The following is a 22092-nucleotide window of genomic DNA, read 5'->3' as shown; positions in this document are numbered from 1 at the left end:
CAGCGACCGCGATCCACCCCCCGAAGGGAACCGAGCACATGCACCCACGCTCAGGCCACAGGCACCCGCGGAACCGGCGCCGGCCCCTCCTCTCCGTGGCCGCGGGCGCGGCCGCCGTCGTGCTGGCGGCCACCGCCTGCGGCGGGTCGGACGAGGACGGTGTGACCGAACTGCACTTCTCCTGGTGGGGCTCGGACGTCCGGCACGCCATCTTCCAGGACGTCATCGAGGCCTTCGAGGCCCAGAACCCCGACGTCCGGGTCGTCGGGAACTACACCGACTGGAGCTCCTACTGGGACCGGTTGGCGACCGACACCGCGGCCGGCGACGCGCCGGACGTCATCATGCAGGAGGAGGCCTTCCTGCGTGAGTACGCCGACCGGGGCGCCCTGGCCGACCTCAACGAACTCGACGGGCCGGACCGGTCGGACCTGGACCCGATGATCGCCGAGAGCGGTGACGTGGACGGGCAGACCTTCGGCGTGGCCAGCGGCGTCAACGCCATCGTCATGCTGGCCGATCCGACGGCGTTCGAGGAGGCGGGCGTGGAGATGCCCGACGACGAGAACTGGACCTGGGACGACTTCGTCGACATCTCGGCGGAGATCTCCGAGGCCACCGACGGGGAGATCGTGGGCACCCAGAGCATCACCAACGAGCAGGGCTTCCAGATCTTCGCCCGCCAGCACGGCGAGAACCTCTACGGCGAGGACGGCGGGCTCGCCTTCTCCCAGGACACGCTGACCGACTGGTACCGGATCACCGAGGAGCTGGTGGAGACCGGCGGGCAGCCGAGCCCCACGGAGAGCGTGGAGATCGCGGCCGGCGGCCCCGAGCAGTCGGTCCTGGCCACCAACCGTGGCGCGATGGGCATGCACTGGGTCAACCAGGTCGGCGCGATCGGCGCGGCGGCCGACCGGGACCTGGAGATCCTGCGGATGCCCGGCGAGACGGAGCACGAGCGCACCGGGATGTTCTACAAGCCGAGCACGTACTACACGGTCTCCGCGGGCAGCGAGCACCCACGGGAGGCGGCCGCCTTCGTGGACTTCCTGATCAACAGCGAGGAGGCCGCCGAGCTGGTCCAGATGGACCTCGGCCTGCCCTCCAACCTGCGCACGCGCGAGGCCATCACCCCCGGGCTGTCGGAGACGGACCTGGCCGTGGCCGAGTTCCTGACCGGGCTGGAGGACTCGATCGTGGACGGCAACCCGCCGCCGCCCATCGGCGCGGGCGAGGTCGTCAACATCAACAACCGCGTGGCGCAGGACATGAACTTCGGCGAGCTGACGCCGGAGGAGGCCGCCGCGCGGTTCGTCTCCGAGGTGGAGGAGTTCATCGGTGGCGCGGAGTAGCGCGATCGGCCCCGCCCGCCCCCACCCGCCGGCCGGCGCGGGGGCGGGTCGCCCGGGCTCCCTGGCGCTGCCGGACGAGGACAGGGTGCTCAGCCCTCGGACCGGCTACACGCGGGCGCACTGGGAGGCGACCGCCGACGCGCTCCTGGACGCGGCCTGGCGGTGGGCGAGCCCGCGCGGCGCCCTGCTGCACCTGCCCGGGGCGCCCTCGGCCGCCGGAGTGCGCTCCGACGGCCTGGAGGGCTTCGCCCGCACGCTGCTGACCGCCGCCTGCCGCGTCGCGGGAGCCGGTGGCGCGGACCCGCAGGGCCTGCTGGAGCGCTACGCCGAGGGCCTCGACGCGGGCACGCGCACACCCGGGGCCCACGACGCCGAGTCGTGGCCGCTCGTCCTCGACCACGACGTGCAGGGCCAGCCGATGGTCGAGGCCGCCTCCGTCGCGCTCGGCCTGCGCCTGACCCGGCCCTGGCTGTGGGACCGGCTCGACACCGCCGTCCAGGACCGGGTCGAGGCGTGGCTGCGCGGGGCGCTGCGGTCGCTCCCCGCGCCCAGCAACTGGTACCTCTTCCCGTTCACGGTGGCGGGTTTCCTGGAGTCGGTCGGCCGCGGCGACGGCCACACGCGGCGCGTCCGCGAGCGGGCGCTCGGCCTGCTGGAGGCGTGGTACCGGGGCCAGGGCTGGTACACCGACGGCGACGGGCGCGCCTTCGACCACTACAACGGCTGGGCGCTGCACCTGTATCCGGTGCTCGACGCCCACCTGTCGGGTGCGACCGGCCCGCACGCGGAGCGGCTGCGCGAGCACCTGGAGGGCTTCGGGCTGATGTTCGGCGGCGACGGGGCGCCGGTGTACCTGGGCCGGTCGATGACCTACCGCTTCGGCGCGGGCGCCGCGGTGGCGCTCGGCGCGGTCACCGGGCACACCCCCCTGTCGCCGGGGGCCTCGCGGCGGATCCTGAGCGGCTGCCTGCGGTACTTCCTCGACCGGGGCGCCGTCGGGCCCGACGGTCTGCTCGGGCTGGGCTGGCACGGTCCCCACGCACCGACGGTGCAGCCCTACTCCGGCCCGGCATCGCCGTACTGGGCGTCGAAGGCCTTCCTGTGCCTGCTCGCCCCGGCCGGGGATCCGCTGTGGACCGAAGTGGAGGCGCCCGCGCCGAGCGAGGGCCCGGACCGGGTGCTGGCGCTGCCCGCGCCCGGGTTCCTGGTGCAGTCCACCGGCGCGGACGGTCTCGTGCGGGTGCACAACCACGGCAGCGACCACATGCGCCCCCACCACGGGGAGTCGGCCGAGCAGGAGGATCCGCTCTACGCCCGGCTGGCCTACTCGACCGGGACCGGGCCCACCTCGGCGGCGAACCCGGCCGACAACGACTTCGCGCTCATGTGGCGGGGCGGGCGCGGGGCGCGCCGTCGCATCCACCCGCTGGGCGCGGGCCACGGGGACGGCTGGGGGTGGGCGGCGTCCTGGCACCGTCCGGTGTTCCCCGGCGGCTCGCCGGTGCTGCCGGCCCTGCGCGTGGAGAGCGTCGTCGTGGCCCGCGGCCGTGACGAGCTGCGCGTGCACCGGGTGGTGGGCGCGCCCGAGGGGGCGTGGGCGGAGTCGACCGGTTGGGCGGTCGGGCCGGAGCAGCGCCTGGAGTCCCGCCTGCGGCCGCTGCGCGGATGGACGGCGCTGGACCGGCCGTGCGCGCCCGCGGGGACGGCCTTCACCTCCTGGGCGCGGGTGCCCCGGCTCACCGGGCCGGTGTCGGGCACGACGGTCTTCGCCGCGTTGGCGGCACTGGCCGCGGGACCCGGGGCGCAGGACGGCCCCGGCTCCCCCGGTTCCCCCGGTTCCGCGGTCGAGACGGTCGAGACGGTCGAGACGGTCGAGGAGACGGACGTCACCGAGGTGATCGAGGTGGCCGGGCACGGCGGCGCGCTCACGGTCCGCTGGGCCGGGGACGGCGCGCTGACCCGGATCGCCTTCGACCCGCTGACGGTGACGCACGACGAGGACACGAACGCGGCGGAGCCGCGATGGGAGCCACGATGAGCTGGAAGTTCGCGGTCAGCACCCTCGGGATGCCGGGTGTGCCGGTGGAACAGGCCGTGCGTACCGCGGTCGAGCACGGATGCGACGGGATCGAGGTTCGCGCGCACCCCGACGACGAAGTGCGCCCCGGACTGTCGGAACCGCGCGCCAGGGCCGCCCGGGCCCGGATCGAGGACGCGGGGCTGGAGGTGGCCTGCCTGGCCGGCTACGCCAAGGTGTGCGCGCCCGGCCCGGACGGGCCGGTGGTCGCCGAGCTGCGCTCGCTGATCGAGCTGGCCGCGTGGATCGGCGCCCCCTCGCTGCGGGTGTTCCCGGGCGGGCGGGACGGGCAGGACGGACCCGCCCTGGAGCGGATCGGCGCGGTGCTGCCGGACCTGCGCGCGCACGGTGTCCGGCTGCTCGTGGAGACCCACGACTCCCACGCCACGGGCGCGGCGGCGCTGCGCCTGGCGGAGCCGTTCGGCGACCCCGCCCTGGTCGCGGTGCTGTGGGACGCGCTGCACCCCTGGCGCAGCGGGGAGGAGCCCGCGCGCACGCACGCCGCGCTGGGCGCCCACCTCGGCTACTTCCAGGTCAAGGACGCGGTGGCGGCCCCCGACGACAGGTGGACCCCGGTGTCCCCCGGGGAGGGCGAGGTCCCCCTCGACGCGTGCGGGTCCCTGCTGCGGCCGTGGTCCGGATGGATCTCCCTGGAGTGGGAGCTCGCCTGGCACCCGCGGATCGGGCCCGTCGACGCGCCGCTGCGCTCGGCCGCGCAGTGGTACCACCGCTGGAGCCCGCCCGTGTGAGCCATCCCGGAAGGGGAGCCGTGCGCCGGGGACCGACCGGGGAGCGGTCCGAGGAAGCGGCGCACGGCGCCCCGGGAGGCCGGGCGACAATGGGGCCATGCTCACCATCGGAGAGGCCGCCCGCCTCCTGGGGACGACACCGCGCACGCTGCGCTTCTACCACGAGCGCGGCGTCGTCCCGGAACCCGGCCGGGACGCGCAGGGGTACCGCAGGTACGGCATCGAGACCCTCCACACCCTCCGGCGCGTCCTCAGACTCCGCGACCTGGGGCTGCCGCTGGACCGGTGCGCCGCCCTCGCGGACGCCGCCCACGAGGACCTGGGCGCGGCCCTGCGGGAGTGGGAGGAGGAGATCGGCCGGCGTGAGCGCGAGCTCCGGCAGCGGCGGCTGACGATCGCGCGGCTGCGGGCGGACCACGAGCGGGACCGCGCCCTCGGCAGCGGGGAGAACCAGGCCGCGTGGGCGCGTGTGCTCGCCGAGCACGGGGTCGCCCCCGACCTCATCGAGCGGGAGACGGCCGCGGCCCGGCTCCTGTCCCTGTTCTCCGAGCAGGATCCGCTCCGGGGGCCGGCGCCCTCCTACGGTCCCGATCCGGAGCGGGACGGCGCGGACGTCGGCTCGGTGATGGCGAGGTTCACCGCGCTCTCGCCCGCCGACCTCGGGACCGAGGAGGCCGACCGCCTGGTCGAGGACCTCGTCGCGCTGGCCCTGCCGATGCTGTCCTCGGTACCGGCCCAGCCGTACCCGGACGCCGCCGACACCCTCGCCGCGGACCTCCTCTCCGCCTTCCCGCCCGTGCAGCGCCGCCTCCTCCGCGAGGTGGTGCTGCGCCTGGGCGCGGCGGAGGGGTCCGGCGGCGCCGAGGACGGATCCCGGGAGCCGGACTTGCCCTGACGCGGCGTCAACCCCCCACCGTGGCCGAAGGACGTGTTCCGCGGACGCCGCTCGCGACGGGCGGCGGCCGCGGAGCGCGCCCCAGGAACTCCGCCGCCACGGAAGGAACGCCATGTCGCGCCGCCCCCGGATCACCGCACTCGTGCGCTGGCTCCCGTTCGCCGTCGTCGCCGTCAACCTCCTCCTGTGGTCCACGGGAGTGGTGGACGGCGCCCAGGCCGCCCTCCTGGTCGTCGTCCTCGAAGCGTCTCTGCTCGCCGTGGTCCTCGCCGAGTTCGCGGCCATGCGCGTCGTCTTCCGCCGGGCCCGGTCACGGGGCGCGGGCCGGGCCCAGGCGGCGCTGGTGAGCCTGGACGCGTGCCTGCCGCCGGGTATGGCGTTCCTGGTCCGCCAGGAGCTGACGGTGATGCTCGCCCTGCCCCGGCTCCTGCGCCGGAGCCCCCGGATCCCGGACACGACCACCGTGCGCGCCGCCGGCCCCGTGCCCGTGCTGTCCTGCGCGGTGCTGGCGCTCGCCGTGCCCGGATGTGTCCTGTCGCCGCTGGTCGGCGGCCCCGGATGGCTGTCCTGGGTGCTCTTCGGGGTCTCGCTCTACGCCGCCTGCTACGCCCTGGGCCTGTGGGCGCTGCACGGCACCGAAGGACACCTCGTCGGCCGGACGCAGCTGCGGGTCCGTCACGGGGCCACCACGGACCTGGGCCTGCCCCTGACCGGGGCGGACTCCGCGCGCGTCGACCCGCGGACGCACCGGGGCGGACCGGTGTCCGTCGACGGGGACACGCTCACTGTCGCCCTGTTCGGCCGGACCAACGTGACCGTCGGCTTCGCCCACCCGGTGCGGGCGGAGTTCCCCGACCGCGACCCGGTGGAGGTCACCCGTGTCCGGTTCTTCGCCGACGCCCCCGAAGCGGCGGTCGCCGCGATCGGGGCCGCCCTGCCCCGGAAGCGCCCGTGAGCCCTGCGCGGAGCCCCGCGCCGTGAGCCGCCCCGACGGCCCGCCCCTGCGGCCCGCCCCTGCGGCGCCGGCGACCGCACGGGGTCGCCGGCGCACGGCCTCACGTGGTGCGGACGAGCTTGCGGTCGACGAACTCGGCCATGCCGTAGTCGCCCAGCTCGCGTCCGGGCTGAGCGCGCAGGCGCCCGCACGCGCGTGATGGCCGGACCCCCGGTCCGGCCATCACGCGTTCGAGTCGGGGAGGCTAGTCCTGCCCGAAGGACACGGACGCCGTCGTCCAGGCGCGCGCCTGGTCCGAGAGCGTGACGCCGAGCCCGGGACGGTCCGGGACGAGCATGCGCCCGTCCTTGGTCTCGAGGCGCTCGTTGAACAGCGGGTCCAGCCAGTCGAAGTGCTCGACCCAGGTCTCCCGCGGGTAGCAGGCGGCCAGGTGCAGGTGGATCTCCATCGCGAAGTGGGGCGCCAGGTCCAGGCCGCGCCGGTCCGCGAGCGTCATCAGCCTCAGGAACTGGGTGATGCCGCCGACCCTCGGTGCGTCCGGCTGGATGATGTCGCAGGCGTTGCCGTCGATGAGGCGCTCGTGCTCGGCGACCGAGGCCAGCATCTCGCCGGTGGCGATGGGCGTGCCGAGGGTGCTGGTCAGCCGCGCGTGGCCCTCGACGTCGTAGGCGTCCAGCGGCTCCTCGATCCAGACGAGGTCGAACTCCTCGAGCCGCTTGCCCATCCGCAGGGCGGTCGCCCGGTCCCACTGCTGGTTGGCGTCGACCATGAGGGGGACGTCGTCGCCGATGTGCTCGCGGACCCCCCGGACCCGTCGCAGGTCCTCGGCGCCGTCCGGCAGGCCCACCTTGATCTTGATGCCGCCGATGCCCTCCTCCAGGGACCGGCTCGCCCGCTCGTTCACCTCCGCCAGCGACGCGTTGAGGAATCCGCCCGAGGTGTTGTAGGTCCGCACGGAGTCGCGGTAGGCCCCGAGCAGCTTGGCCAGCGGCAGGCCCGCGCGCTTGGCCTTGAGGTCGTACAGCGCGATGTCGAACGCGGCCAGCGCCTGGGTGGCCAGGCCGGACCGGCCCACCGACGCCCCGGCCCACTGGAGCTTGGTGATCAGCCGTGCGATGTCGTTGGGGTCCTCGCCGATGAGGTTCTCGGCGACCTCGGCCGCGTGGGCGTACTGCCCCGGCCCGCCGGCCCGCTTCGAGTAGCTGAAGCCCAGTCCGTGCTGGTCCTGGTCCGTGGAGATCTCGGCGAAGAGCAGGACGACCTCGGTCATCGGCTTCTGCCGTCCGGTGAAGACCTTGGCGTCCGAGATGGCGTGGCGCAACGGCAGTGTCACCGTGGACAGCTTGACCGAGCGGATCGAGTCGGTGGGCATGGGTCTCCTCGTCAGTGGTGGTGGGGTGGGGCGGGGGGCGGTGGTTTCCCTCAGGTCCGGGTGCCTCCGTTGGCGGCGGTCCCCTCCTCGGCCTCCGACGCGGCCCGGGTGCCCCCGTCGGTGTCCTCGTCGGCGCCGGGGGTGTCGGGTCCGGGGGTGTCGTCGGGGCCCGGGGCGGCAGCGGAACCGGGGGTGTCGTCGGGACCGGCCGGCACCGCGGCGCCGAGCAGGTCGAGGTCGGGGCGCCGGGTCCAGATCACTCTCAGCACGAGCGGGACCAGCACGACGACCGCGAACAGCACCAGCAGCGTCATCGCGATGGGACGGCCGGACACCATGGCCACGTCGCCGTCGAACATCAGCAGCGAGCGGCGGAAGTTGTCCTCCAGCAGCGATCCCAGCACGAAGGCCAGGACCAGCGGCGCGGGGTCGAACCCGTACTTCTTCATCAGGTAGCCCAGCACGCCGAAGACGATCACGACCATCACCTCGAAGATGCGGTTGTTGATCGTGAAGGCGCCGATGCAGACGATCAGCACGACGATGGGCGACAGGATGGACGAGCGCACGTACAGGATGCGCACGAAGATCCCGATCATCGGGATCGCCAGCACCAGCAGGATCAGGTTCCCGACGTACATCGAGTTGATCACGCCCCAGAACAGGTCCGGGTCGGTGGTGACCAGCTGCGGGCCGGGGGTGACGCCCTGGATCAGCAGCGCGCCGAACATGACCGCCATGGTGGCGTTGGCGGGGATGCCCAGGGTCAGCAGCGGGATGAACGACGACGTCGCCGCCGCGTTGTTGGCCGTCTCGGGGCCGGCCACGCCCTGGATCGCGCCCTGGCCGAACCGTGTCGGCCCCTTGTTCAGGCGCTTCTCGATGCCGTAGGAGGCCATCGCCGAGACGGTCGCGCCGCCACCGGGCAGCAGGCCGAGGAAGAACCCGAGGATGCCGCCGCGGGTGATCGGTCCGACCAGAAGCCTCAGGTCGCCCCTGGTCGGCAGGACCTTCTCCGCCTTCATCAGCTTGGCGCCGCCCTTGCGGCGGCGCTCCAGGTTGTAGAGGATCTCCGCCAGTCCGAAGACGCCCATGGCGATCGGCACGAACTGCAACCCGTCGGTGAGCTCCAGGCTCCCGGCCGTGTATCGCAGCTCACCGGTGAAGCCGTCGCGCCCGACCGTGGCCAGCAGCAGGCCGGCCGCCGCGGCGGCGAAGGCCTTGAGCATGGAGCCGTTGCTGATCGTGGCGACCAGGAGGATGCCGAGCATGGTCAGGGCCGCGTACTCCGGCGGGCCGAACTCCAGGGCGAATCCGGCGATGACCGGGGCGATCAGGGTCAGCACGACGATGGCGACCGTGCCCCCGATGAAGGAGGCGATGGCGCCCACACCGAGCGCCTTGCCTCCCTGCCCCTTCTGCGCGAGGGGGTAGCCCTCCAGCGCGGTGATCGCGGAGGAGGTCTCGCCGGGCAGCTTCAGCAGCACGGCGGTGACGGTGCCCCCGTAGATCGCGCCGTAGAAGATGCCGGCGAGCATGATGATCGAGGGGACCGCGTCCATGCCGTAGGTCAACGGCAGCAGGATCGCGATGGTGGCGGCCGGGCCGAGCCCGGGCAGGACGCCGATGACCATGCCGACGACTACGCCGAGCAGGCAGAACAGGAAGTTCTGAGGCTCGAAGACGACCTCGAACCCCTCGATGACGGGCGTGAAATCCATGGTGAACCTCGAAGGGTCAGGGTCAGAACAGGCGGGGCAGGGGAACGGCCAGCGCTTGGATGAAGACCAGGTAGAACGTGGCGACCGTCACGAGGGCGACCGGCACCGACAGCCGCAGCCGCTCCCGCTCCATCAGGCTCATCCACGCGACGAGCAGCACGAAGGAGGGGATCTCGAAGCCGACGAGGGGGATGAGCTGCGCGACCGCCACGAGGCCGATGACGGCGGCCACGACGCGGTAGCCGTTCCTCGTGATCCGTTCGGCGTCGGCGAAGTGCGCGGAGCGGACCATGATGAGCGCGCCGCACACAAGGAGGACCGTCGACACGATCGCGGGCCACGTGCCGGCCCGCGGCCGGGACAGCGAGCCGAGGTCGAGGTCCAGTGCCACGTACAGGGCGCCCGCCCCGAGGGCGGTGACGACGGCGCCGCAGACCAGGTTCGTCAGCCGCCCCGCCCGGGGCGCCTCGTCCTGGTCGTCCTCGGCCACCGCTGCCCCGGCGTTCTCGGTGGCGCTGGTCATGCGCCGGCCCCGCCGAGGTCGAGACCGTTGTCCTCCACCTGCTGGGCGTAGGCCTCGGCCAGCTCGTTCCACTGCGCCTCGACCTCCTCTCCGGAGATCTCGGTGGGCGTCAGGTAGTTGTCCTCGTTGAACCGCTGGTAGGCCTCGGAGGCGACGATGTCCTCCATGCCCTCGCGCAGGGTGTCCTTGACCTCGTCCGAGGCGCCCGCGGGGAGGGCGACGGCGCGGTACTGCGCGACGGGGACGTCGTAGCCCTCCTCCATGGCGGTGGGCACGTCCTCCAGGTACTCGTTGCGCTCGTCGGAGAAGATCGTGAGCGGGGTGACCGTGCCGGCCTCGATCTGGGGCATGGCCTCGCCCACCTGGATGGTGGCGACGTCCACCTGTCCGCCCATCACGGCCGTCAGGGCCGGCGAGCCGCTGTCGAACGGCACCTCGTTGCCCTCGATCCCGGCCTCGTCGAACAGCAGCAGCTGGGCCAGCTGGCTGCCGGTACCGATGCCGGCGGTGCCGTAGGTGATGCCGCCGCTGTCGGCGACGACGTCGTCGACGCTCTCGTAGCCGGTGTCCGCGTTGGCGACCATGATGTAGTCGTCGCGGGACAGGCCCATGATGACGTCGAGGTCGTCCAGGGTCACGGCCTCGTCCTCCGGGACCACCAGCGAGGTGATCGTGATGAGGGAGGCGTTGAGCAGCACGAGCCGCTGGCCGTCGGGCTCCTGGTCGGCGACCTGCTGGGTGGCGATCGCGCCGTTGGCGCCGGGCTGGTTCTCCACCGGCATGGACACGCCGAACGCGTCCTGCGCCCCGTCGGCCACGGCGCGCGCGATGAGGTCGGTGCTGCCGCCGGCCTCCTGGCCGACGACCAGCGAGATGGGTCCGGACGGGTAGTCGCCGCCGTCGGAGGCGCCGGTGGTCACTCCGCCACAGGCCGCGAGGCCTACGGAGAGACCGCCGGCGGCGACGACGGCGAGGGGGCGGCGCGAACGCGAGGTCCTGGGCATGGGGGCCTCCTAGGGAAACGCGGCGTGCGGGCCTCTGCCGGAACTCGCACGCCACTGTGGCCGGTGCCACACAGAATGAGTTCCTCTGAGAGTAGGGAACAGGGGTTATACCTGTCTAAGCCACATTTCGTATAGGTTGATACCTTTGGTGCATAGGTTGGGGGGACGGGCGTGCTCACACTCGACCAGGCCCGCGCTTTCGTCGCGGTCGCCGAGGAACTCCACTTCGGACGGGCCGCCGAACGGCTCCACATGACACAGCCCCCGCTGAGTCGCCAGATCCAGAAACTGGAGAAGACCCTGGGGGTCACGCTGCTGCTGCGCGAACCGCGCGGGGTGTCCCTCACGGCCGCGGGCGAGGCCTTCCGCGACGAGTGCCACCAGCTGCTGGAGATGGCCGACCGCGCCCCGCGGCGCGCCCAGCTCATCGCCTCCGGGCAGGTCGGACTGATCCGGCTCGGCTACACCGCCGCCTCCGGCTACAGCGTGCTCGGCCCCGTGCTCGCTCGGATCAAGGAGGCCGTGCCCGGGGTGACCGTCGAGCTGCACGAGATGGTCACCGCCGTGCAGCTGGAGGCGCTGCGCAGCGGCGCGGTCGACCTCGGCCTGGCGCGTCCGCCGTTCCAGCTCCAGGACGTCAACGCCGCCCTCCTGCTCGCCGAGCCCCTGATGGTGGCCGTACCGGCCGGCCACCGCTTCGCCCGGCGCAGCGCGCCCGTGTCCGCGCAGGAGCTCCAGCACGAGGCGATGATCATGTACTCCCCCGACCAGGCCCGGTACTTCAGCGATCTGGTGGCCGACCTCGTCGAGATCCGGTCGGACCAGGTGACGCACACCGCCGCGCAGATCCTCACCCTGGTCGCGCTCGTCGGCGCCGGTCACGGTGTGGCGCTGGTCCCGCACTCCACCCGGCACCTGGGGATGCCCGGCGTCCGGATGCTCCCCCTGCTGGAGTCGCCGTCCGACGCGGTGCAGCTGCACGCGGTGTGGCTGTCGACCTCGACCAACCCCGCGCTGCACCGCGCGCTCCCCCACCTGAGGAAGCCGGTCGACCTCGAACAGCTGATGCACTGAAGGTATCGGCTTATACGAAAAGGAGCTTGGACAGGCATCACCGCAAGTCCCTAGCGTGAAGGCGTCCCAACCCCTTCCCGCGGAGGCCCCTGATGTCCGACTACTCTCCCGCCGAGCTCGCCGGCGTCCTCAGGGACGGACTGCTGTCCTTCCCGGTCACTCCGTTCACCGAGGACCTCCAGGTGGACCAGGCCAAGCTCGTCGCGCACCTGGAGTGGCAGTCGAGCTACGACATCGGCGGCCTGTTCATCGCGGGGGGCACCGGTGAGGGCTTCTCGCTCTCCCCCCAGGAGCACGAGGCGGTGACCCGGACGGCCGTCGCCACGGTCCGCGACGGCGTTCCGGTGCTCAGCTCCGCGGGCGGCAACACGGCCCAGGCGGTGGCGCTCGCGCGCCAGGCCGAGGAGGCCGGCGCCGACGGCCTCCTCCTGCTGCCGCCCTACCTGACCGAGACCACCCAGGAGGGGCTGCGCGCGCACGTCTCGGCCGTCCTGGAGGCCACGAACCTCGGAGTGATCCTCTACAACCGCGCCAACGCCGTCTACGGCGCCGACACGGTCCGCCGACTCGCCGACGCCCACCCCAACCTGATCGGGTTCAAGGACGGCAACGGCGACCTCGAACAGCTGGCGCGCGTGCTGTCGGCCAACGGGGACCGCCTCTTCTACCTGGGCGGCCTGCCCACCGCCGAGACCTTCGCCCTGCCCCTGCTCCAGCTCGGCCTGAGCACCTACTCCTCGGCCATGTTCAACTTCGTCCCGGAGTTCGCGCTGGACTTCTACCGGAGCGTGCGCGCGCAGGACCGGGAGGACGTCCAGCGCAGGCTCACCGACGTCGTACTCCCCTACCTGGACATCCGCGACCGCGGCAACGGATACGGGGTGTCCATCGTCAAGGCGGGACTGCGCGCGGTCGGCCGCGACGCCGGACCGGTGCGCCCGCCCCTGCGCGACCTCTCCCCCGAGGAGCAGGAGCAGCTGAACACGCTGGTCCGCGGCATCGCCGCCGTCGGCGTCTGAACCCGTCGGCACCAGACCCCACCCGCACGCAGCCACAGGAAGCAGCGATGACCACAGTGTCCGAACAGACCCAGCACTCACTGATCGCGGGACGGTCCGTTCCCGGAACCGGCGGCACCACCCGCGCCGTCGACCCGGCCCTGGGCGCCCCGACCGGCCCCGAGTTCACCCTGCTCGGCGACGACCAGGTGGCCGCGGCCACCCGCGCGGCCGACGAGGCCTTCGCCGCCTACCGCCGGATCACGCCCGAGGCGCGCGCGGCGTTCCTGGACACCGCCGCCGAGCGCGTCGGACGGGCCGGTGAGGAGATCGTCGCCGTCGCCATGCGCGAGACCGGTCTGCCCGAAGCGCGGCTCCGGGGCGAACTGGCCCGGACGGTGAACCAGCTGCGACTGTTCGCCGGAGTCGTCCGGGCCGGCGACCACCACGGGGTGCGGATCGAGTCCGCGCTGCCCGACCGGACGCCGGTGCCCCGGCCCGACCTGCGTCAACGCACACTGCCCCTGGGGCCGGTCGCGGTGTTCGGCGCCTCCAACTTCCCGCTGGCCTTCTCCGTGGCCGGCGGTGACACCGCCTCGGCCCTGGCCGCGGGCTGCCCCGTGGTGTTCAAGGCCCACAACGCCCACCCGGCCACCAGCCTGATCGTGGGCCGGGCGCTGTCGGACGCCGTCGCCGAACACGGCCTGCCGGGCGGGGTGTTCTCGCTGCTCTTCGGCCGCGGGACGGGCGTGGGGCAGGTGCTCGTCGCCGATCCGCGGATCAGGGCGGTCGGCTTCACCGGCTCCCGCGGCGGCGGCACCGCGCTGATGGCCACCGCGGCCGCGCGCGAGGTACCGATCCCGGTGTACGCCGAGATGAGCTCGGTCAACCCGGTCTTCGTGCTGCCCTCGGCCGCGTCCGGCGACCGGGACGCCCTGGCCGACGGGTTCGTGACGTCGCTGAACGGTTCGGCCGGTCAGCTGTGCACCGCCCCGGGTCTGCTGTTCGTCCCGCGGGGGGCCGACGGCGACGACCTCGTCGCCCGGGTCGCGGACAGGCTCGCGGCCGCCACCGGACCGACCATGCTGACCCCGGGGATCTGCTCGTCCCGCCTGGAGGGGGAGAAGCGGCTCGCGGCCGCCGCCGGGGTGAGCGCGGTCGGCCACGGCCGGGCCGGCGAGGGCGAGAACGCCCCCGCGCCGGCCGTGTACGCCACCGACGCCGCGACCTTCGCCGGGACCCCCGAGCTGTCGGAGGAGGTCTTCGGCGCGGTCTGCCTGGTCGTTCGCTACGGTTCGGCCGACCTGCTGCCCTCCCTCGCGGAGGGGATGGAGGGACAGCTGACCGCTACGCTGCACCTGGACTTCGAGGCGGACGAGGACGTGCGCGAGCTGCTCGACGCCCTCGAACTGCGCGCGGGCCGGATCCTGGTCAACGGCTGGCCCACGGGCGTGGACGTCGGCGACGCCATGGTCCACGGCGGCCCGTTCCCGGCGACCTCGGACGGACGCTCGACCTCGGTCGGCGCCGCGGCCATCGAGCGCTTCCTGCGTCCGGTGGTCTACCAGAACCTCCCGGCCGCGCTGCGCCCCGAGCCGGTGCGCGAGGACAACCCCTGGAACCTGACCCGCCGTGTCGACGGCGCCTACGTGGTGGCGGAGCGAGGAGAGAACGCATGAGCACACACGGACCCCGCGTCGCCGGTGTCGAGATCGTGCCGGTGGCCGGGCACGACTCGATGCTGATGAACCTCTCCGGAGCGCACGGCCCGTACTTCACCCGCAACGTCGTCGTCATCACCGACGACGAGGGGCGCACGGGGCTCGGCGAGGTCCCCGGCGGCGAGAAGATCACCGCGACGCTGCGGGAGGCCGGCGAGCGGATCACCGGTCAGCCGGTGGCCCGGTTCCGCTCGGCCCTGCGGGAGGTCTCGGACGCCTTCGCCGACCGCGACGCCGGCGGGCGCGGAGAGCAGACCTTCGACCTGCGTACCACCGTGCACACGGTCACCGGCCTGGAGTCCGCGCTGCTGGACCTGCACGGCCAGCACCTGGGCGTCCCGGTGGCCGAACTCCTGGGCGGCGGGCAGCAGCGCTCCAGCGTCCCCATGCTCGGCTACCTGTTCTTCGTCGGGAACGCGGACGCCACCGACCTGCCGTACCCGCGGGAGGACGCCGGCGACGAGTGGGAGCGCCTGCGCCGTCAGGAGGCCATGGACGCCGACGCCGTGGTCGCGCTGGCGCGGGCCGCGCAGCGCCGCTACGGGTTCCGCGACTTCAAGCTGAAGGGCGGCGTGCTCCCCGGCGACACCGAGGTCGACGTCGTCACCGCGCTGCACGAGGCGTTCCCGGAGTCCCGGATCACGCTCGACCCCAACGGGGCGTGGTCCCTGGAGGAGGCGATCGGGTACGGCCGGCGGATGCGCGGCGTGGTGGCCTACGCCGAGGACCCCTGCGGGGCGGAGGGCCGCTTCTCGGCCCGCGAGGCGATGGCCGAGTTCCGGCGGGCCACCGGGCTGCCGACCGCGACCAACATGTGCGCCACCGACTGGCGGGAGATGGCCCACGCGGTGCGCGCCGGCGCGGTGGACATCCCGCTGGCCGACCCGCACTTTTGGACGATGGCCGGTTCGGTGCGGGTCGCCCAGCTCTGCCAGGACTTCGGCCTGACGTGGGGGTCGCACTCGAACAACCACTTCGACATCTCGTTGGCGATGTTCACCCAGGTCGGCGCGGCCGCGCCCGGTGAGATCACCGCGCTGGACACCCACTGGATCTGGCAGGACGGCCAGGGGCTCACCGAGTCGCCGCCGCTGATCCGCGACGGCGCGGTGGCGGTGCCGGACGCCCCGGGGCTGGGCGTGACGCTGGACCGGGCACGCCTGGAGGCCGCCCACGAGCTGTACCTGCGGGAAGGGCTCGGCGCGCGCGACGACGCGATGGCCATGCAGTACCTGATCCCCGGGTGGGAGTTCGACCCCAAGCGCCCCTGCATGACGCGCTGACCCCGGGCGAAGGCTCTGCGGGCGCGCGGCCACCTCGGCCGCGCGCCCGCAGGCGCGTCAGTCCTTCGAGGTCAGGGGAGGTCGCGGTCCTGGATTCGTCTTGAGTGGCGTTGCTGTGCTCCGGCTCGTGCGGATCGTGCTCGTCGACGACGAACCGGCCCTGTTGCGTTCTGTGGCCCGGTCCCTGCGCTTCAGGGGTACACGGTGACCACCGCCGACGACGGGCCGGCGGCACTCGACGCGATCGCCGCCTCGCACCCCGACGCGGACGACTATCTGACCAAGCCCTTCGCGTACGAGGAGTTGCCGGCGCGCCTGCGCGCGCTGCTGCGCCGCACGGCGTCCACGTCGTCCGAGGGGCTGTTGTCCGCCGGGCCGCTCGTCGTGGACCCGACCGGCCGGCGTGCCAGCTGCGTTTCCTGAGACGGTCCGAGATCCCTGAGAATCACCGGTCGTCAGCCGAGCACGTTCCGCTCGCACAGAGCTACCGGCCTCTTCCGCCGTTCCCCTGCCGCCCAGTCGTGACGTCGCTACCGTGGCGCGGATCCTGTTCCCCGAACCCCGGGGCCAAGATCATGGCGAACCCGGCCTCGGGTATCTCCAGTCAGCCGGGCCGGTACGGCTCCGCCCGACCGGATGGGGCGGGTACCGCTGCGCAGGAGCGTCGTACTGCACGACACCCCCGGTGTTCTCGGCCGGACACGCTAGACGGACGAACGAGGCCTTCGCCGATGAACCGGCGGAGGCCGGCCTCAAGGTCGGCGGCGTGGAGTCGGATGGCATGGGCCTCAGTAGGCGCAGAGCCGACTCGAGGAGTTAATCCACCTGTTATCAGCAAGAACACCTCGAACGGCAGTTCGATAAGGCAAAGAAGCTGCAATATGTTTGACTCGGATACAGAAAGGTAGGCTAAGACAGTGACCGAACGGAGCATCTCCGTAAATTTGAATTAAAGGGGCCGCTGCACCAGTGGATGCGAGGGGGTTACACAGTCGCGGCGGCCCTCTGGATTCCTGAACCAGATGACTATGGGTGACTTTACTAGATACTTATCGAGTGACATACATACTTCTCTCTAAGGATTTTACAACTGACTCTGAGGGAATGCAGTAGACGCACCGGGCCCCCTCGCCAGGCCGCAGATGTCCGCCCTTGCCCAAGGGGCGTGGGAGTACCGGTGTCCCGCCTCAGACAGACAACGAGAACACAGGACCAGAGCACCGGGGGGTTTTCTCTTGTCCGCCACTCTCACCACCGACACCCTGCCGCAGACCACGACCGACCCGAGAACCCTGGTCACCAAACCTCGTACAGCGACCGAGGACACTTCGGTCGAGGACCTGCTCTCCGAACTCCACCGTCTGGACGAGAACGATCCGCGGGCGGCCGATATACAAGAGCGGATCGTGCTCCGGCTACAGCCGTTGATCAATAGGATCGTGCGCCGCTACGGAGGCCGAGGGGAACCGCTGGACGACCTGAAACAGACTGCCATGCTGGGCCTGCTCAAGGCCATCCATGGCTACGATCCTGGACGAGGCAAGCCGTTCAAGTCCTATCTGATTCCTACGGTCAACGGCGAGATCAAGCGCCACTTCCGCGACTACACCTGGGCGGTACGGGTCTCCAGACGCCACCAGGAGAACCGCATCAAACTGCGGCAGGGTATCAGCGAATACCAGCAGAACCATGCGCGTACCCCCACCACCGCCGAGCTGGCCAAGGAGATGAATCTCTCCGAGGCCGAAGCCGCCGAGCTCCTTCAGATCTCGGAGTCCTACCGCTCCCTTTCGCTGGACGCCCCGGACCCTTCCGACTCCGAGCAGCAGGAGGGTGCCCGGTTGGAGGACCATCTGGGCAGTGAGGACACAGCCCTGGAGCGGGTGGTGGAGCGTGAAACGCTCAAGCCGGCCCTGGGCCGTCTGTCCGAACGCGAGTGCGAGGTCCTGAATCTGCGCTTCTTCGGTGACCATACCCAGCGGGAGATCGCCGACCGCTTGGGGTACTCGCAGATGCACATCTCGCGGCTGCTCACCCATGTCTTGGAGCAGCTGCGCCAGGACGTGGGCGAGAGCGGGCCCGCCCACACCTGAAGTCGCTGCTAGGCCGTGTTTTTTTGCGGCATTCCGGGCTCGCAGAAGAACACGGCCTAGTGTTCTGAGTCGTTAATTCGATGAAGATACGCGGCGATGGTTTCGAAGATCTCCTCGGCCGTCTTGGTCCACACGAACGGCCGGGGGTTCTCGTTCCAGGTATCGATCCACCCCTGGAGTGCGTGCTCCAGATCGCTGACCGAGGTGTAGGACCCCCGCCGGATCATCCTGCGGGTGATCTCGGCGAAGAACCGCTCCACCAGGTTCAGCCAACTGGAGTAGGTCGGGATGAAGTGCAGGTGGAAGCGGGGATGGGCCAGCAGCCAGTCCTTGACGATCGGCGCCTTGTGCGTGCCGTAGTTGTCCACGATGAGGTGGACATCCAGCCCAGGGGGCGTTTCGCGGTCGATCTGGTTGAGGAACTTGCGGAACTCGACGGAGCGGTGCCTGCGGTGGTGAGCCGAGATCACCTTGCCCGAGGCCGCGTCCAGGGCCGCGAACAGGGTGGTCGTACCGTGCCGGATGTAGTCGTGGGTCTGGCGCTCGGGCACGGCGGGCATCATCGGCAGCACCGGGGCCGACCGGTTGAGCGCTTGGATCTGGGACTTCTCGTCCACGCACAGCACCAGTGCCGCGTCCGGCGGGTTGAGGTAGAGGCCGGTGACGTCGCGGACCTTCTCGATGAAGAACGGGTCGTTGGACAGCTTCCACTCGTCGACCAGGTGGGGTTTGAGCCCGAACGCTCGCCAGATCCGCGAGACGGCGGTCTGGTTCAGCCCGGTCCGCTCGGCCATCGACCGGGTCGACCAGTGTGTACCGCCGTCGGGCGAGGGCTGTTCCAGGGTCTGGCGGATGACCTCCTCGACGTGGGCGTCGGTGATCTTGCGGGGCTGGCCGGGGCGGTCCTTGTCGGAGAGCGCCTCCAGCCCGCCGTCGATATAGCGGTTGCGCCACTTGCCCACCGTCTGCGGCCAGACCCCCAGCACCCGGGCGACCTCGGCATCGGTGCCGCCCTCGGCGCAGCGCAGGATGATCCGTGCGCGCTGCGCCATGACCTGCGCTGACGTGGGCCGCCGTGCGATCTGTTCCAGCGTGCGCCGGTCCTCGTCACTGACTACCAGGAGCCTTTTCTTCCTGCCGCGTTGCGCCATGAGACCATCGTAACCAATTATTCATCGAATTAACGACTCAGAACACTAGATCGTTGATGGGAAATTCCTGAAACCCCTGCGGACACAGGGAAGGGCGTCGAAGATCGGTGTGTGAAGACTGACCTTGACGCCCTTCTGACAGCACTCTACGTCCACCTGGACGACGATGTGATCCCTTCTGCCAAGCAAGCCCGCGGACCAGGCCGGCCGCGCCTGCTCACCGACGCGGAGCTGATCTGTGTGGCCGTGGCCCAGGTCCTGCTGCGCTGCGACGACGAACGCCGCTGGCTACGGGTGGCCCCGGCCCGGATCGGCCACCTCTTCCCCCGCCTGCCCGGCCAGTCCGAGTACAACCGGCACCTGGCCCGCCTGGCCCCGCACATGCTCACCGCCATCGGATGGCTGGCCCGCCACACCCCGACCTGGCACGACAACCTGCGGCTGATGGACGGCACCCCCGTGCCGTGCGGGGCCTCGCGCACCACCGTGGAACGCTCCGGTCTGGGCGAAATGTGCGGCTACGGGCGTGATGCCTCCCACCACCGGTTCTACTGGGGGTCCAAGCTCGTGCTCGTCACCACCGCCGAGGGCACCGTGACGGCCTTCTCCCTGGCCCACCCCAAAGAGCTGGACGAGCGCAAACAAGCGCTGCACCTGCTCCACGCCCAGGAGTGCGCCCCGGGGCCGTGCCCGATCGTGTGCGACAAGGGCTTCGCCGGGGCCGGAATCGAGCAGGCCGCCACCGATCTGGGGCACGTGCTCATCCGGCCCCGGCGCAAGGACGAGCCCAAGGACAGGGCCCGGGTGTTCCCGGGCTGGCTGCGCCAGCGCATCGAAGCCATCATCTGGACGCTGAAGAACCAGCTGGGGTTGGAGCGCCACAACGCCCGCACCACCGAAGGGCTCTGGGCTCGGGTGTGTCAGAGGATCCTGGCTCTGAACGCCGCGATCTGGCACAACTGGCAGATCGGAGCCCCCATCAAGCGGTCGCTGGTGGCTTACGACCACTGACCAGGACACATTTTCCCATCAACGATCTAGGCCTCTTCCCGGAGGACGCCACGGGGGCCGTCCTCCGGGAAGGATCTTTTGTCCACATGCGGCGGCTTGGGCTTCGTGCAGGCTCGGGTAGTTGGGCGCCGCGTGGCCCGTGTTCCTAGGGCGTGTGAAGCCGAGCCACTTCCAGGTGGCCCGGACGGGGCCCGCCCACGACATGCACGTCGCCCTGTGGAGGCCCCAACCATCATTGAATGATGGCTGAGCCATCACTCAGCCATCATTCGGGCCTGCCCGGGCGTGCGCGGGCGTACTCGCGCGGGCGTACGGCCGGGCGGCCGAAGGCGGGTCAGTCGTCCGAGGTCGCGACGCCGATCGGGCAGCTGGCGCCGGTGCCGCCGATGCCGCAGTAGCCGTTCGGGTTCTTCGCGTCGGACAGGTACTGCTGGTGGTAGTCCTCGGCGAAGTAGAAGGCCCTCAGCGGCGCGATCTCCGTGGTGATCGCGCCGTAGCCGGACCGGGTCAGGGCCGGCTGGAAGGCGTCCCGCGTGGCCTCGGCGGCGGCGCGCTGGGCGTCGTCGTGGTAGTAGATCGCCGACCGGTACTGCGTGCCGACGTCGTTGCCCTGGCGCATGCCCTGGGTGGGGTCGTGGCCCTCCCAGAAGGTCTTGAGGATCTCGGAGTAGGTGATGCGGGCGGGGTCGAAGACCACGCGGACCACCTCGGTGTGACCGGTCAGCCCGGAGCACACCTCCTCGTAGGTGGGGTTGGGGGTGTGGCCGCCCGCGTAGCCCACGGCGGTCGTGATGATGCCGCGGTCGGCACCCAGGCGCCAGAAGGTGCGTTCGGCCCCCCAGAAGCAGCCCATCGCCACGTCGGCGATCTCGCTGCCCTCCGGATAGGGCGGTGTGAGCGGGGTGCCCAGCACGGTGTGCTCGGCGGGCACCGGCATCGGGGTGTCCCGACCGGGCAGGGCGTGTGCTGCGTCGACCATGGTCGCTTTTCTCCCGAACATGTGCCCAGCGTATCCGCGGACGCAAGAAACGGGGGCGACAGCATGACCGATTCGTCCTACCATTTACCCCGTGCCGGAATCCAACAATCACGGTGTCGCCCTCGGGGCCGGCGCCTTCCTCCTGTGGGGCCTCGCGGCCCTGTACTGGCCCTTTCTCTCCGCCGCCGAACCCACCGAGATCCTCGCCCACCGCATGGTCTGGTCCCTGCTGGCCATGTGCGTCTTCCTCTTCATCGCGGGACGGGGCTGGGCGTGGCTCCCCGGCGTGGTCCGCAGCCCCCGGCGGTTCCTGCCGATCGCCGCGGCCGCCGTCCTGATCTCCCTCAACTGGTGGGGGTTCATCTACTCGGTCTCGATCTCGCAGACCCTGCAGGCCTCGCTCGCCTACTTCATCAACCCGCTCATGTCGGTCTGCCTCGGCATGGTGTTCTTCGCCGAGCGGCTGCGGATCGCCCAGTGGATCGCGGTCGGGCTGGGCGCCCTGGCTGTGGTGGTCATGACGGTCGCCTACGGGTCCGCACCCTGGCTCTCCCTGCTGATGGCCTCGTCCTTCGCCGCCTACGGCGCGGTGAAGAAGTACGTGGACCTGGACGGGATGCGCAGCCTCACCGTCGAGACCCTGATCATGTTCCTGCCCGCGCTGGGCTTCGTCCTCTACCTGGAGTTCGGCGGCACGGGGACGATGTTCTCCGTCTCGCCCGGCCACACGGCCCTGCTCATCGGCAGCGGATTCGTGACCGCGCTGCCGCTGCTGCTGTTCGGCATGGCGGCCCAGCGCGTCCCGCTGTCCATCATCGGGATCCTCCAGTACATCGCGCCGACGATGATCTTCCTCATCGGCTGGCTGGTCCAGGGCGAGGAGATGCCGGTGAGCCGCTGGATCGGCTTCGCGATCGTGTGGTCGGCCCTGTGCGTGTTCGCCTTCGACCAGATCCGCGGCGCCCGCTCCCGGGCCGTGGCACGGCGGACGGACCGGGCGGCGCAGGAGCGGGGCGCGGCCGAGGCCTGACGGAGTTCCCCGTTCGGATGAACCGAAACTACCCTCAGTGACATTGTGCTAACGTTTGGTCGTGAGCGGGGACGCGTTCCCGCTCCGACCTGGCACATGCC

At 71.5% G+C, this 22092-nt stretch carries 20 protein-coding genes; 13 read left to right on the top strand and 7 right to left on the bottom strand.

The window, feature by feature from the left end; translation table 11 throughout:
• The first annotated feature begins 38 nt into the window (after positions 1–38).
• From DFP74_RS15525 to DFP74_RS15505, 5 genes are all read left to right on the top strand, one after another.
• Positions 39–1355 (top strand): ABC transporter substrate-binding protein, encoded by a 1317-nt coding sequence (locus DFP74_RS15525; RefSeq protein WP_121188286.1) that lies wholly within the window; start codon positions 39–41, stop codon positions 1353–1355.
• Complete coding sequence (locus tag DFP74_RS15520; protein WP_233570995.1) at positions 1342–3393, top strand: DUF2264 domain-containing protein; 2052 nt, start codon at positions 1342–1344, stop codon at positions 3391–3393. Before DFP74_RS15525 ends, DFP74_RS15520 begins: the two co-directional genes overlap by 14 nt.
• Positions 3390–4181, top strand: coding sequence for a sugar phosphate isomerase/epimerase (locus tag DFP74_RS15515; RefSeq protein WP_121188284.1), 792 nt, complete (start codon positions 3390–3392; stop codon positions 4179–4181). Before DFP74_RS15520 ends, DFP74_RS15515 begins: the two co-directional genes overlap by 4 nt.
• A 97-nt stretch (positions 4182–4278) precedes the next feature.
• Positions 4279–5076, top strand: a complete 798-nt coding sequence (locus DFP74_RS15510) for a MerR family transcriptional regulator (protein ID WP_121182348.1) — start codon at positions 4279–4281, stop codon at positions 5074–5076.
• 112 nt (positions 5077–5188) lie between these two features.
• Positions 5189–6031 carry a hypothetical protein gene (locus tag DFP74_RS15505; protein WP_121182347.1) on the top strand — a complete coding sequence of 281 codons (843 nt, stop codon included), beginning with the start codon at positions 5189–5191 and terminating at the stop codon, positions 6029–6031.
• Positions 6032–6131: 100 nt separating this feature from the next.
• On the opposite strand, the gene DFP74_RS34915 is transcribed toward DFP74_RS15505, so the two are convergent.
• From DFP74_RS34915 to DFP74_RS15485, 5 genes are read right to left on the bottom strand one after another with little or no spacing between them, the layout of a single operon-like run.
• The gene (locus tag DFP74_RS34915) at positions 6132–6257 is read right to left on the bottom strand and encodes a hypothetical protein (protein ID WP_255499474.1); all 126 of its coding nucleotides are present in this window, start codon (positions 6255–6257) and stop codon (positions 6132–6134) included.
• Positions 6258–6275: 18 nt separating this feature from the next.
• Complete coding sequence (locus tag DFP74_RS15500; protein WP_121182346.1) at positions 6276–7403, bottom strand: mandelate racemase/muconate lactonizing enzyme family protein; 1128 nt, start codon at positions 7401–7403, stop codon at positions 6276–6278.
• Positions 7404–7453: 50 nt separating this feature from the next.
• Entirely contained in the window at positions 7454–9124 is a 1671-nt protein-coding gene (locus tag DFP74_RS15495) for a tripartite tricarboxylate transporter permease (RefSeq protein WP_121182345.1), read from the bottom strand.
• Between the two features lie 22 nt (positions 9125–9146).
• Positions 9147–9647 carry a tripartite tricarboxylate transporter TctB family protein gene (locus tag DFP74_RS15490; RefSeq protein WP_121182344.1) on the bottom strand — a complete coding sequence of 167 codons (501 nt, stop codon included), beginning with the start codon at positions 9645–9647 and terminating at the stop codon, positions 9147–9149.
• Complete coding sequence (locus DFP74_RS15485; protein ID WP_121182343.1) at positions 9644–10651, bottom strand: tripartite tricarboxylate transporter substrate binding protein; 1008 nt, start codon at positions 10649–10651, stop codon at positions 9644–9646. Before DFP74_RS15485 ends, DFP74_RS15490 begins: the two co-directional genes overlap by 4 nt.
• 171 nt (positions 10652–10822) lie before the next feature.
• On the opposite strand from DFP74_RS15485, the gene DFP74_RS15480 reads away from it, so the two are divergent.
• The 6 genes from DFP74_RS15480 to DFP74_RS15455 all read left to right on the top strand — a co-directional run bounded on the left by DFP74_RS15480 (position 10823) and on the right by DFP74_RS15455 (position 17820).
• Positions 10823–11725 carry a LysR family transcriptional regulator gene (locus DFP74_RS15480; protein WP_121182342.1) on the top strand — a complete coding sequence of 301 codons (903 nt, stop codon included), beginning with the start codon at positions 10823–10825 and terminating at the stop codon, positions 11723–11725.
• A 92-nt stretch (positions 11726–11817) separates the two neighbouring features.
• Positions 11818–12744 (top strand): 5-dehydro-4-deoxyglucarate dehydratase, encoded by a 927-nt coding sequence (gene kdgD / locus DFP74_RS15475; protein WP_121182341.1) that lies wholly within the window; start codon positions 11818–11820, stop codon positions 12742–12744.
• A gap of 47 nt (positions 12745–12791) precedes the next feature.
• On the top strand, positions 12792–14402 hold the full coding sequence (locus tag DFP74_RS15470; RefSeq protein ID WP_121182340.1) for an aldehyde dehydrogenase (NADP(+)): 1611 nt from the start codon (positions 12792–12794) through the stop codon (positions 14400–14402).
• On the top strand, positions 14399–15727 hold the full coding sequence (locus tag DFP74_RS15465; RefSeq protein WP_121182339.1) for an enolase C-terminal domain-like protein: 1329 nt from the start codon (positions 14399–14401) through the stop codon (positions 15725–15727). Before DFP74_RS15470 ends, DFP74_RS15465 begins: the two co-directional genes overlap by 4 nt.
• 204 nt (positions 15728–15931) lie before the next feature.
• Entirely contained in the window at positions 15932–16150 is a 219-nt protein-coding gene (locus DFP74_RS35040; protein ID WP_199725666.1) for a hypothetical protein, read from the top strand.
• Positions 16151–16962: 812 nt separating this feature from the next.
• Positions 16963–17820, top strand: coding sequence for a SigB/SigF/SigG family RNA polymerase sigma factor (locus DFP74_RS15455; RefSeq protein ID WP_233570994.1), 858 nt, complete (start codon positions 16963–16965; stop codon positions 17818–17820).
• Positions 17821–17876: 56 nt separating this feature from the next.
• On the opposite strand, the gene DFP74_RS15450 is transcribed toward DFP74_RS15455, so the two are convergent.
• Positions 17877–18971: an IS630 family transposase gene (locus tag DFP74_RS15450; RefSeq protein WP_121182337.1), complete on the bottom strand. Its 1095-nt coding sequence runs from the start codon at positions 18969–18971 to the stop codon at positions 17877–17879.
• A 111-nt stretch (positions 18972–19082) separates the two neighbouring features.
• Between DFP74_RS15450 and DFP74_RS15445 the strand changes: the two genes are divergently transcribed.
• Positions 19083–19982: a transposase gene (locus DFP74_RS15445; protein WP_121180343.1), complete on the top strand. Its 900-nt coding sequence runs from the start codon at positions 19083–19085 to the stop codon at positions 19980–19982.
• 334 nt (positions 19983–20316) lie between these two features.
• On the opposite strand, the gene msrA is transcribed toward DFP74_RS15445, so the two are convergent.
• Positions 20317–20982, bottom strand: a complete 666-nt coding sequence (gene msrA / locus DFP74_RS15440) for a peptide-methionine (S)-S-oxide reductase MsrA (protein WP_121182336.1) — start codon at positions 20980–20982, stop codon at positions 20317–20319.
• A gap of 70 nt (positions 20983–21052) precedes the next feature.
• Between msrA and rarD the strand changes: the two genes are divergently transcribed.
• A complete protein-coding gene (gene rarD, locus DFP74_RS15435; RefSeq protein ID WP_121182335.1) occupies positions 21053–21991 on the top strand; it encodes an EamA family transporter RarD in 939 nt (312 codons plus the stop codon).
• Positions 21992–22092 lie beyond the last annotated feature (101 nt).

The organism is Nocardiopsis sp. Huas11, assembly GCF_003634495.1.
GTDB lineage: Bacteria > Actinomycetota > Actinomycetes > Streptosporangiales > Streptosporangiaceae > Nocardiopsis.
Note: the sequence above shows the minus strand (reverse complement) of the source record. Positions and strands in the feature narration are given on the sequence as shown.